Origin of the sequence: Ancylobacter mangrovi (assembly GCF_024752355.1) — a bacterium.
GTDB classification, from domain to species: domain Bacteria; phylum Pseudomonadota; class Alphaproteobacteria; order Rhizobiales; family Xanthobacteraceae; genus Ancylobacter; species Ancylobacter mangrovi.
This window is the reverse complement of the sequence record NZ_JANTHZ010000008.1, coordinates 62,140-73,411: the sequence shown is the minus strand read 5'-3', so window position 1 is coordinate 73,411 and position 11,272 is coordinate 62,140. Positions and strand designations below refer to the sequence as shown.

The window sequence follows — 11,272 nt, the reverse complement described above, 5'->3', positions numbered from 1 at the left end:
GGATGGCGGTCGCGCGACGGCGCCGTGCGATCGTTGAGGCAAAATGTCGCAGCCGCGGCGGGGCGGCGCCCGGAAGATGATGCGGGCCGCGCGGTCGGATGCGGCCCGGAAATGAAAAAAGGCCGGGTTGTTGCCCCGGCCTCTCCCAATGCCTCAACGGTCCCTGCCAGTACATCCGTGGTCAGGGACTGGAGACAATGCCTCAGGCGGCCTTGAGGTTGGCCGCCGACTGCTTGCCACTGCGGCGGTCGGCTTCGATTTCATAAGAAATCTTCTGGCCGTCGCTCAGGCCCGGAAGGCCCGCGCGCTCCACCGCCGAGATGTGGACGAACACATCCGGTCCGCCCTGGTCGGGCTGAATGAAGCCGTAGCCCTTCTGGCCGTTGAACCACTTTACAGTACCTGTCGCCATGACGATGTCCTTTCAGTCGACATAGGAATTCGATTGCCCGCACCGCGCGAGCGTCACGTTGGCATCGATTTGAGAGGAAATTCGCCCGGCGCAGCTCTGCGCAAAACTGAGTTCAACATGCAAGATCGATGATTAATGCTAGCCGAAACGCGCGCTTCCCACAAGACCCGTTCCATTTCGGCGCGAAACAAGCGCTACGGAGGTCGTGCAGGCGGCGCGTCCTTCACGTCATGCCGATCTCGGACGAGGCGGCGGCCCGATCATCCGGGTCGCCGCCGGCATCGCGATCAGAACCGGTAGTTCAGGCCGGCGCGAACGGTGTTGAAGTCCACGTCCACCTTGCGGCCGACATAGGTCTCCTCGCCGAGGTCGGTATAGAGATACTCGACCCGTGCGCTGATATTCTGCGAGAACGCATATTCGAGGCCGCCGCCGACCGTGTAGCCGACATGGGTGTTGCTCTCGTCGACGGGCGTCGAATAGTTGAAGCTCACCTTGTTCGAGCCATAGGCGAGACCGCCGGTCACATAGGGCAGCCAGGTGTCGAAGGCGTAGCCGAGCCGGGCGCGCAACGTGCCGAAATAGCGGAGCTTGCTGCTGACCGAACTGCCGCTGTCGAAGGTCGCGCTGTCGCTCAGGTCGGAATATTGCAGGTCCGCCTCGGCACCCAGCACGATCTGGTTGGCGAGCTGGTAGTTGTAACCGATCTGGCCGCCGACGAGGCCGCCATCCTGGTTGTCGAGCTTCAGCCCGCTGTTGAAATCGGAGGAGCCCCAGCCATAGCCGGCGTTCACGCCCAGATAGAAGCCCGTCCAGGTGAAGACGGGGACCGGCTCGACCGCCATGACCGGTGCCTTCACCGGCAGGTCGGCTGCGAAGGCGGAGGAGCCCAGCAGCAGCACTGCGACTGACGTCAGTATCCCGTTACGCATGTGACTTCCCTCGCGTGTATTTACTGATCGATGAATATCCTGCCACGCAACTGGTGTACCAGTGCTTAATGGTCACACTTCGTAGAGAAATGTTCGCCACCGAATTTGAAGCAAATTTCTAGATATCGCCGAATGTTACCGTTTGGGCGGTTTGTGGAGACTAGGTCGGAAGCGGTACAAGGCAAATATTACGTAGCGGCATCCCTATTATTCTACCTGATTGCTGCCGATTCCACCCGATACCCTCCGTCTTTGGTGGTAAGGGCGTGACGCTCAAAGGCGGCCGGCGTGGCAAGCCGGGCCGATGGCTAGTTCGGCGCGCCGGCCGGGTTGCCGTCTCGAAATGGCTGCGCGGGGGCAACGAAAATACAATAAAATCCGTCAATCTGTATAATGGTAGCGATAGGTCAACTGGAGGTAGAAAGAAAACGCTCCGCGAGCGGCACTGATTGGCCGATTATCGTCGAAAAATAGTAGCATTTTCTTACCTTATCTACTTGTCGTAACTTTTCCAAAATCTGCCTATAGTCATCGGGCGTGTACGACAGGTCACCCGATTTCAGGTCCCTTGCCCGGAGGACACAGGATGCGGCAGCAGACGAAGGTCTTGCTCGTGTACCCACGGTTTGCGGGTCCTTCGTTCTGGAACTTCCGTGAGACATGCTCGCTGGTGGGAGCGCGCTATCCGGCTCCTCCGCTCGGACTGATCACTGTCGCAGCGATGCTGCCTGAGCACTGGGTCCTGCGGCTGGTCGACTGCAACGTCGAGGAGCTGTCGGACCGCGATCTCGGCTGGGCCGATCTCGTGCTGATGAGCGGCATGCTGCCCCAGCAGGAGAATGCGCTCCGCCTGATCGACCGCGTACACGCCGCGGGCAAGCTCGTGGCCGTCGGCGGCCCGGATGCGACCTCCAGCCCGGAACTCTACGCCGCTGCCGACTTCCGCGTGCTCGGGGAGGCGGAGGACGTCATCGACGACTTCATCGCCGCCTGGACGTCCGGCGAGACGAAAGGCGACTTCACCGCGCCGAAGTTCCAGGCCGATGTGACGCGCTCGCCGGTGCCCCGCTTCGATCTCCTCACATTCAGCAACTACCTGTTCGTCGGCGTCCAGTTCTCGCGGGGGTGCCCGTTCACCTGCGAGTTCTGCGACATCATCGAGCTCTACGGCCGCGTCCCGCGCACCAAGACGACGGAGCAGATGCTCGCGGAGCTCGATGCGCTCTACGCGCTCGGCTATCGCGGCCATGTCGATTTCGTCGACGACAACCTGATCGGCAACAAGAAGGCCGTGAAGGCATTCCTGCCGGCGCTGATCGAATGGCAGAAGGCGCACAGCCACCCGTTCGAGTTTTCGACCGAGGCCTCGATCAACCTTGCCGACGACCAGGCCCTGCTGGCGCTGCTGTCGCAGGCGGGATTCTTCACCGTCTTTGTCGGCATCGAGAGCCCGGACGAGGACGTGCTGCGGTCCGCGCAGAAGAAGCAGAACACCCGGCGCGACATCGTCGTCAGCCTCGAGAAGATCTACGCCGCCGGCATTGTCGTGATCGCGGGCTTCATCCTCGGCTTCGACGACGAAAAGCCGGGCGCGGGCGCGAGAATGGCCGAGCTGATCGAGGATGCCGCTATACCTGTCAGTATGGTCGGCCTGCTCTACGCCTTGCCCAACACGCAGCTCACCACCCGGCTGGGCCGCGAGGGCCGGCTGTTCGCCAGCGACCATGTCGACGAGGGCGTGTCGGGCGACCAGTGTATCGCCGGGCTAAACTTCGACACGAAACGTCCGCGCATCGACATCCTGCGCGACTATCATCAGGTCGTGTCGTCCATCTACACGCCCCGCTCGTTCTTCGACCGGGTCCGGCGCGTGGGCGAGAAGCTCAGGCCGCCGCCGGCGGTGGACAAGAGCTTCAACTTCGGCCGCTCCATGGCGGATGCCCGCCTCTTCACGAGCTTCATGGTGAAGTCCGCGTTCAGGCATCCCCAGCTCGCCCTGCAGATGACGCGGCTGATCGGCCAGGGGATGAGGACAAATCCCGGCGCGGTCCCGGCCATGGTCAAGATGGCGATTTTCTACGCCCATCTCGGCCCCTTCGCCCGCTATGTGAGCGAGGAGATCGCCTCCCAGATCGAGGCGATCGAGGATGGCTCATGGGCGGCCCCGGAGCGCACGCCCGCCATCGTCATGACGGCCTGACTCGGACGCAAGCGCGGCGCCCGCCTCGTTCTCGACGAGCGCGGTCGCCCGCGAGAGGCGCCGCCACGCGGCCTTGCGAAAATGCCTTCCCATCCTGCCGGGTTCGTCGACATCGCACGGCCCGTGCGGTGCGCATCCCGGCGCAGGAGAGCGTGCCGACGCGCGTCCGGCGGATATTGTCGGGTTCGGTGGCCTGCGCCTCGCGCACGGCTTCATCGCACGGGATTTCGCCGGCGTCGTAGCGAAGCGGTGTATCGCGCTGGGATGAGATCAGTGAGAGACGAAATTCACGAAGAATTTCAATGCCGATTTGGTGGAGCCGAGGGGATTTGAACCCCTGACCTCTGCAGTGCGATTGCAGCGCTCTCCCAACTGAGCTACGGCCCCACGCTTCAGGCCGCGCCTTGTACGGTTCCCGCCCGCCCGCTGTCAAGGCGCCTCGACGCTCCGTTCCCCGGCCTTGTGAATCGGGGTTGCCGCAATGCGGCGGCGCCTTTAAGCATCATGACAAGCATACCCTCCGGTGCCTGCCCAAGGTCCCTCTTCCGAGGCTCGCGATGTACTCGCTTCTCTGGCTGTTCGACACGCTGATCACGCTCTATGTCTGGATTCTCATCGCCTCGGCCATCCTGTCGTGGCTGGTGGCGTTCAATGTCGTCAATCCGCACAATCAGGTCGTGCGCAGCATCGGCGAGTTCCTCTGGCGCGTCACCGAGCCGGTGCTGGCGCCGATCCGGCGGATCCTGCCCAATCTCGGCGGCATCGACATCTCGCCGGTGATCCTCATCATCGGCCTCTACTTCATCCGCAACCTCGTGTTCGAGATCCTGCTCTGAGCCGAAATCCCGCGCCGGGCGAAGTTGGGTCGCTGGGCGACGGGCACGCGCGCGCGTGGTGCGCGGCGCCGGAAGGGCTGCTCGTGACCGTGCGCGCCACGCCGCGCGGCGGGCGCGACGCGCTCGACGGTATCGTCACGCTGGCCGACGGGCGCGAGGCGCTGAAGCTGCGGGTCTCGGTGGCGGCGGAGGACGGCAAGGCCAACGCGGCGCTGGCCAGGCTGCTGGCAAAGGCCGCCGGCATTGCCCCGTCGCGGGTGGAGCTCGTCTCGGGCGCGACGGCGCGGCTGAAGACCTTCAGGCTGACCGGAGACGCGGCCGAGCTTTCCGCCCGGCTGGAGCAGGCGGTGGCGGGCTAGCGGTCACGGGAGAGGGCGGCTTCAGCCGTTCCAGCCGAAGGCCAGCTTTTCGAGCGTGCGCTCGCCGAAGGTCTCTGTGGAGCGGGCGACGCCCATGCCGCCGAGCGCGCGGTAGAACCCCAGCGCCGGCTCGTTCGCCGCCAGTGCCCACACGGCGAGCCCCTCGAAGCCGGCGCTGGCCAGTTCCTTGCGCGCATCGTTGAACAGGCGGCGGCCGAAGCCGAGGCCCTGATATTCGGGACGCAGATAGAGCTCGTAGATCTCGCCCTCATAGGGCAGGCCGCGGGCGCGGTTGCGCCCGACATTGGCGTAGCCGGCCACCGCGTCGCCGAGGGTGAGCACCAGCACGCGCGAGCCGCGCTTCAGCGCCGTCTCCCACCACAGGGGGCCGCGCCGCTGGATCATCTTTTCCAGCTCGGCGCCGGGAATGAGGCCACGATAGGCAACCCGCCAGGCCGAGTCGTGGATCTCGGCAATCTGGGCGGCATCGGTCGGGCGAGCCCGGCGAGTCTCGACAAGAAGCGTGCTCATTGCCCCCTGATGGGAGCAAATGCGCTCCCCGGGATCAAGGGCTTTCCTCCGCGAACGCACGATCGATCCACCAGGGCGTTGCACCGCCGCTACTTCGGCAGGCGGTGACAGGCCGTGGGGCGGCAGGGCGCGGGCGCCCTGTAAGGCTCAGACGCCCTCGGCTTCCTTGCGGCGCTCCTCGCGCTTGCGGTCGTTCGGGTCGAGCAGGCGCTTGCGCAGGCGAATCGACTTCGGCGTGACCTCGACCAGCTCGTCGTCCTGGATCCAGGCCAGCGCGCGCTCCAGCGTCATGCGGATCGGCGGGGTGAGGCGGACCGCCTCGTCCTTCGAAGTGGTGCGCACGTTGGAGAGCTTCTTGCCCTTCAGCACGTTCACCTCGAGGTCGTTGTCGCGGGTGTGGATGCCCACCAGCATGCCCTGATAGACCTTCCAGCCCGGCTCGATCATCATCGGGCCGCGATCCTCGAGGTTCCACAGCGCGTAAGCGACCGCCTCGCCCGCCTCGTTGGCGATCAGCACGCCGTTGTTGCGGCCGGCGATCTCGCCCTTGTAGGGCGCGTATTCGTGGAACAGGCGGTTCATGATCGCGGTGCCGCGGGTGTCGGTCAGCAGCTCCGACTGGTAGCCGATGAGGCCGCGGGTCGGGGCGTAGAACACGAGGCGCACGCGGTTGCCGCCGGACGGGCGCATCTCCACCATCTCGGCGCGGCGCTCGCTCATCTTCTGCACGACCACGCCGGAGAATTCCTCGTCGACGTCGATCAGCACTTCCTCGATCGGCTCCAGCGCCTCGCCGGTGTCCGCGTCCTTGGTGAAGACGACGCGCGGGCGCGAGACGGCGATCTCGAAGCCCTCGCGGCGCATGGTCTCGATCAGCACCGCGAGCTGGAGCTCGCCGCGGCCCGAGACGTAGAAGCTGTCCTTCTCGGACGATTCCTCGATCTTCAGCGCGACATTGCCCTCGGCCTCGCGCAGCAGGCGGTCGCGGATGACGCGGCTCGTCACCTTGTCGCCCTCGGTGCCTGCGAGCGGGGAATCGTTGACGATGAAGGTCATGGTCACGGTGGGCGGGTCGATCGGCTGCGCCTTGAGCGGCGTGTCCACCGAGAGGTCGCAGAAGGTCTCGGCGACCGTGCCCTTCTGCAGGCCGGCAATGGCGACGATGTCACCGGCAACGCCTTCCTCGATCGGCTGGCGCTCGATGCCGCGGAAGGCGAGGATCTTGGAGACACGGCCCTGCTCGACCAGCGTGCCGTCCTGCGCCAGCACCTTGACGGTCTGGTTGGGCTTCACCGAGCCGGAGGAGATGCGCCCGGTCAGCATGCGGCCGAGGAACGGGTTCGATTCCAGCAGCGTGCCGATCATCTTGAACGCGCCTTCCTCGACGGTCGGCTCGGGCACGTGCTCGAGCACCAGGTCGAACAGCGGCGCCATGCCCTGGTCCTGCGGACCCTCGGCCGAATGGGCCATCCAGCCATTGCGGCCGGAGCCGTAGAGGATCGGGAAGTCGAGCTGGTCGTCGGTGGCGTCGAGCGCCGCGAACAGGTCGAACACCTCGTTGATGACTTCCTGGGAGCGGGCGTCCTGGCGGTCCACCTTGTTGATCGCCACGATCGGGCGCAGGCCGACCTTCAGCGCCTTGCCGACCACGAACTTGGTCTGCGGCATCGGCCCCTCGGCGGCGTCGACCAGCACGATGGCGCCGTCCACCATGTTGAGGATGCGCTCCACCTCGCCGCCGAAATCGGCGTGGCCGGGCGTGTCGACGATGTTGATGCGCACATCCTTCCACACGACCGAGGTCGCCTTGGCGAGGATGGTGATGCCGCGCTCCTTTTCCAGGTCGTTGGAGTCCATCACGCGCTCGGCGACCCGCTGGTTCTCGCGGTAGGAGCCGGACTGCTTCAGCAGTTCGTCGACCAGGGTGGTCTTGCCGTGGTCGACGTGGGCGATGATGGCGATGTTGCGCAGCTTCATGAATCAAACACCAAAAAGCGGACCCGAAGGCTTCCGGGCCCGCAATGAATTTTGCGGCGCACTATACTCAGAACGCCCGTCAAGGCAATGACGGCGCCGCGCGGCACCCTGAAGCGCCCAAATTAGCGCCTGCCGCAGCGTGCGCGGGCCCTGCCGCGGCGCTCACTGCTCGTCGCGCAGCTCCCACAGGCGCCGGATCTGCGGCATCTTCAAAACCTCGCCGTCGGCGGTGCGCAGCCACGCGACCTCGCGGTGGGCCGGGGCCTGCGTCATGGCGAAGGCGACGGCGTCGTCGAGCGAGCCGAACTCGTAGCTGTCCGGCCAGGTATCGGGGGCGTCGACGGTGTGGGATGGGGGCCAGTATTGCAGGCGCACGGCGGCATGTTCCGTGGTCATGCGCATTTCCTCCTCGCAAACGGGTTCGCACCGATTCCGGCACGCGCCCGCGCAGGGGCGCGGCGGACGAGGACAACGCGCCGGTCGGCGGAAGGTTCCCGACCGGACGAAATAGGTGTGCGCGGGTTCGCCCTATCTTGAAGAGAGGGCCGCAACGACCCAGTCTTCTTGGGACAACGAAGCCGAGGGACGACACATGAGCGATACCGATGGCCGCGAGCCGATCAACCCCGCCGACTATCCCGAGAAGGAGGTCGACGAGGCGATCGAGGAAAGCATGCCGGCGAGCGACCCGCCTTCCTTCAGCGGCATCACCGGCAACGAGCCCCCGCCGCCGCGCGAAGGGGCCGAGCGGTCCGAGGAGGACGTGGACGAGGCGCTGGACGAGAGCTTCCCGGCGAGCGATCCGCCCTCCTTCACGCCGGTCACCGGGGTCAAGGAGGACGACTGAGCGCTAGCTGCCGATCCCCGGCCCGGTCGGGCCGGGCGTCGAGCGGCGCGCCCAGGGGCCGAAGCGCGCATCGGGGCGCGCGGCGCGCAGCATCATCATCTCGCCGACATTCTCCGGCGAGAGCAGCCCGACCAGCCTGCCGGCGGCGTCGAGCACGCCCACCACCGGCGCCCTCTTCTCGGTGAGCAGGCGCAGCGCCGCGTCGAGCGGGGAGCGCACCGGCACGGTCGGCACCTCGCCCTGCATCGCCTCGATCACCGAGGAGGCCGGCCCGCTCTTCTGCAGCGCGTGGATCATGGCGTCGCGCGTGAGCACGCCGCGCAGGTGCCCCGCGCCGTCGACGACGGGAAATTCCTTCTGGGTGGTGCGGATCAGCGCCTCGGCCGCGTCGCCCACGCTCGCCTGCGGGCCCAGCGTCTCGAACTGGGTGATCATCGCGTCCTGCACCAGCAGCCCCTGCGCCGCCTGCTTCATCTGCACCGAGCCCGCCTCGCCGGAGGCAGCTAGGAAGACAAAGATCGCGATCACGATCAGCATCGGGTTGCCGAAGATGCCGAGGAAGCCGAGCCCGATGGCGAGCGCCTGGCCGATCGAGGCCGCGGTCTGGGTCGCCTGGGCATGGCCCATGGTCATGGCGAGCAGCGCGCGCAGCACCCGCCCGCCATCCATCGGGAAGGCCGGGATCAGGTTGAACACCACAAGGAAGATGTTGGCGGCCGCCAGCTTGGCGACGAGGCTCACCTGCGGGTTCTCGATGTTCTCGATGTGCTCCATGCCGACATGGCCGCCGAGGAACAGCAGCAGCACCGCCGCGATGACGACGTTGACCAGCGGCCCGGCGATGGCGACCACGAGCTCCTCGGAGGGCTTCTCCGGGATGCGCTCCAGCCGGGCGATGCCGCCGAACGGCCACAGCGTCACCTCCGGCGTCTTCACCCCGTAGCGCCGTGCGGCGACGATGTGGCCGAACTCGTGCAGCAGCACGCACAGGAACAGCAGCGCCACGAAGGCGACGCCCTCCCAGGCCGCGCCGCTGCCGCCCTGCCGGTAATAGGCCGCCCAGATCCAGACCAGGAACAGCAGGAAGGTCACGTGGATGCGGACCGCCGTGCCATAGACATGTCCGACGGTAAGCGACCAGGGCATGGGGCATCTCCTCGAGGCAGGGTGGCGTTACCATAGCCCTGCCGCGCCTGCATGACAGCGGATTTGCACGGACCTCCCGGGCGGCTTTCGGGGAACCCCTGCCGCGTCCTCGTGTTGCCTCACCAAAGAGGAGGCTTCTCATGGACACGATGAGCACGGAAAAGGCCGTCGATCACGTCTGGGGCATGATGGACGACATCCGCACCTGCATGCTGGTCTCGAAGCAGGGGCTCACCCTGCGCGCCCGGCCGATGCACGCGATCACCGCGCGCGAGGAGGGCTGCGTCTGGTTCCTGTCCGACCGGCGCGGCCACAAGGACGAGGAGCTCCAGCGCGAACCGCAGTCGGCGCTGGTCTTCGTCGACAAGTCCGGGCGCGACTTCCTGTCCGTCACCGGCGAGACCGAGGTCGTGCAGGATCGGCGCAAGATCGACGATCTGTGGAGCGAGGGCGCCGCGGCCTACTGGCCCGAGCAGGGCAGGAACGACCCGAATATCGAGGTGCTGCGTTTCGTGCCCGAGAACGCGGAATATTGGGACGGCCCGGCCAATGGCGCGCTGGTCGCGCTCAAGCTGGTGAGCGCGCGCATGGCCGGCCGCAAGCCGGACCTCGGCGAGAACCGCAAGGTGCCGCTGGACTGACGCGCCCTTGCGCGCTCCGGCCCGGCACGACGAAGGGCGGCCCCGCTGCGGGGCCGCCCTTTATCGTTGTGTGATCCTTGCGCGCGGCGAGGAGGGATCAGCCGCCGGTCAGCTTGTTGCGGTTGGCGAGGGTGCGCAGGCGCAGCGCGTTGAGCTTGATGAAGCCCTGCGCGTCGCGGTGGTCGTAGGCGACCGCGCCTTCCTCGAAGGTCACGAGGTCCTGGTTGTAGAGCGAATAGGGGCTCTCGCGGCCGACGACGTCGACATTGCCCTTGTAGAGCTTCACCCGCACCTGGCCGGTTACCAGTTCCTGGCTCTTGTCGATCAGCGCCTGCAGCATCTCGCGCTCGGGCGAGAACCAGAAGCCATTATAGATCAGCTCGGCATAGCGCGGCATGATCTCGTCCTTGAGATGCGCCGCGCCGCGGTCGAGCGTGATGCTCTCGATGCCGCGATGGGCCACCAGCAGGATGGTGCCGCCGGGGGTCTCGTAGACGCCGCGCGATTTCATGCCGACGAAGCGGTTCTCGACCAGGTCGAGCCGGCCGATGCCGTTCTCCCTGCCGAGCGCGTTGAGCTTCGTGAGCAGGGTCGCCGGCGACATCTTCTCGCCGTCGATGGCGACCGGGTCGCCCTTCTCGAAATCGATGGTGATGTAGGTCGCCTTGTCGGGCGCGTCCTCGGGCGAGATGGTGCGCATATAGACCATCTCGGGCGCTTCCTGCGCCGGGTCCTCGAGCACCTTGCCCTCGGACGAGGAGTGCAGCAGGTTCGCGTCGACCGAGAACGGCGCCTCGCCGCGCTTGTCCTTGGCGATCGGGATCTGGTGGCTCTCGGCGAACTCCAGCAGCCTGGTGCGGGAGGCGAGGTTCCATTCGCGCCACGGCGCGATGATCTTGATGTCCGGCTCGAGCGCGTAATAGCTCAGCTCGAAGCGCACCTGGTCGTTGCCCTTGCCGGTGGCGCCGTGGGAGACGGCGTCGGCGCCGACTTTGCGGGCGATCTCGATCTGCTTCTTGGCGATCAGCGGGCGGGCGATCGAGGTGCCGAGCAGGTACTGCCCCTCATAGACCGCGTTGGCGCGGAACATCGGGAACACGTAGTCGGAGACGAACTCCTCGCGCACGTCCTCGATGAAGATGTGCTCGGGCTTGATGCCGAGCATCTCGGCCTTCTTGCGCGCCGGCTCCAGCTCCTCGCCCTGGCCGAGGTCGGCGGTGAAGGTCACCACCTCGCAGCCATAGGTGGTCTGCAGCCATTTGAGGATCACCGAAGTGTCGAGACCGCCCGAATAGGCAAGTACCACCCGCTTGACGTCGCCAGTCATGTTCCGTTCCGCACGAGAGAGAGGGGGCCGAGGCCGTCTCCGGCCGCAGGCGCCCGGGCCTGAA

The 11,272-nt window shown here is 66.3% G+C and carries 12 protein-coding genes and 1 tRNA gene; 5 read left to right on the top strand and 8 right to left on the bottom strand.

Features of this window, described 5'->3' with window-relative positions:
* Positions 1–202: 202 nt before the first annotated feature.
* A complete protein-coding gene (locus tag NVS89_RS16935; protein ID WP_258733948.1) occupies positions 203–412 on the bottom strand; it encodes a cold-shock protein in 210 nt (69 codons plus the stop codon).
* A 287-nt stretch (positions 413–699) separates the two neighbouring features.
* Positions 700–1,344: an outer membrane protein gene (locus tag NVS89_RS16930; protein WP_258733947.1), complete on the bottom strand. Its 645-nt coding sequence runs from the start codon at positions 1,342–1,344 to the stop codon at positions 700–702.
* A gap of 586 nt (positions 1,345–1,930) precedes the next feature.
* Between NVS89_RS16930 and NVS89_RS16925 the strand changes: the two genes are divergently transcribed.
* Positions 1,931–3,544 carry a B12-binding domain-containing radical SAM protein gene (locus NVS89_RS16925; protein WP_258733946.1) on the top strand — a complete coding sequence of 538 codons (1,614 nt, stop codon included), beginning with the start codon at positions 1,931–1,933 and terminating at the stop codon, positions 3,542–3,544.
* A gap of 311 nt (positions 3,545–3,855) precedes the next feature.
* On the opposite strand, the gene NVS89_RS16920 is transcribed toward NVS89_RS16925, so the two are convergent.
* Positions 3,856–3,931, bottom strand: a tRNA-Ala gene (locus NVS89_RS16920).
* A gap of 170 nt (positions 3,932–4,101) precedes the next feature.
* Here NVS89_RS16920 and NVS89_RS16915 point away from each other — a divergent pair.
* Together NVS89_RS16915 and NVS89_RS16910 are read left to right on the top strand one after the other, a co-directional pair.
* Positions 4,102–4,380: a YggT family protein gene (locus tag NVS89_RS16915; protein ID WP_258733945.1), complete on the top strand. Its 279-nt coding sequence runs from the start codon at positions 4,102–4,104 to the stop codon at positions 4,378–4,380.
* Positions 4,381–4,412: 32 nt separating this feature from the next.
* Entirely contained in the window at positions 4,413–4,739 is a 327-nt protein-coding gene (locus NVS89_RS16910) for a DUF167 family protein (protein WP_258734079.1), read from the top strand.
* Between the two features lie 21 nt (positions 4,740–4,760).
* On the opposite strand, the gene NVS89_RS16905 is transcribed toward NVS89_RS16910, so the two are convergent.
* From NVS89_RS16905 to NVS89_RS16895, 3 genes are all read right to left on the bottom strand, one after another.
* Positions 4,761–5,270, bottom strand: coding sequence for a GNAT family N-acetyltransferase (locus NVS89_RS16905; RefSeq protein WP_258733944.1), 510 nt, complete (start codon positions 5,268–5,270; stop codon positions 4,761–4,763).
* Positions 5,271–5,417: 147 nt separating this feature from the next.
* A complete protein-coding gene (typA, locus tag NVS89_RS16900) occupies positions 5,418–7,247 on the bottom strand; it encodes a translational GTPase TypA (RefSeq protein WP_258733943.1) in 1,830 nt (609 codons plus the stop codon).
* A gap of 162 nt (positions 7,248–7,409) precedes the next feature.
* Positions 7,410–7,643: a hypothetical protein gene (locus tag NVS89_RS16895; RefSeq protein ID WP_258733942.1), complete on the bottom strand. Its 234-nt coding sequence runs from the start codon at positions 7,641–7,643 to the stop codon at positions 7,410–7,412.
* A 196-nt stretch (positions 7,644–7,839) separates the two neighbouring features.
* Between NVS89_RS16895 and NVS89_RS16890 the strand changes: the two genes are divergently transcribed.
* Positions 7,840–8,094 (top strand): hypothetical protein, encoded by a 255-nt coding sequence (locus NVS89_RS16890; protein WP_258733941.1) that lies wholly within the window; start codon positions 7,840–7,842, stop codon positions 8,092–8,094.
* Between the two features lie 3 nt (positions 8,095–8,097).
* On the opposite strand, the gene NVS89_RS16885 is transcribed toward NVS89_RS16890, so the two are convergent.
* The gene (locus tag NVS89_RS16885) at positions 8,098–9,240 is read right to left on the bottom strand and encodes a site-2 protease family protein (RefSeq protein ID WP_258733940.1); all 1,143 of its coding nucleotides are present in this window, start codon (positions 9,238–9,240) and stop codon (positions 8,098–8,100) included.
* A 140-nt stretch (positions 9,241–9,380) separates the two neighbouring features.
* Here NVS89_RS16885 and NVS89_RS16880 point away from each other — a divergent pair, with 140 nt between their 5' ends.
* Positions 9,381–9,881 carry a pyridoxamine 5'-phosphate oxidase family protein gene (locus NVS89_RS16880; RefSeq protein ID WP_258733939.1) on the top strand — a complete coding sequence of 167 codons (501 nt, stop codon included), beginning with the start codon at positions 9,381–9,383 and terminating at the stop codon, positions 9,879–9,881.
* A 97-nt stretch (positions 9,882–9,978) separates the two neighbouring features.
* Here the strand turns inward: NVS89_RS16880 and NVS89_RS16875 are convergent, their stop codons facing one another.
* Entirely contained in the window at positions 9,979–11,208 is a 1,230-nt protein-coding gene (locus NVS89_RS16875) for an argininosuccinate synthase (protein WP_258733938.1), read from the bottom strand.
* Between the last annotated feature and the right edge of the window lie 64 nt (positions 11,209–11,272).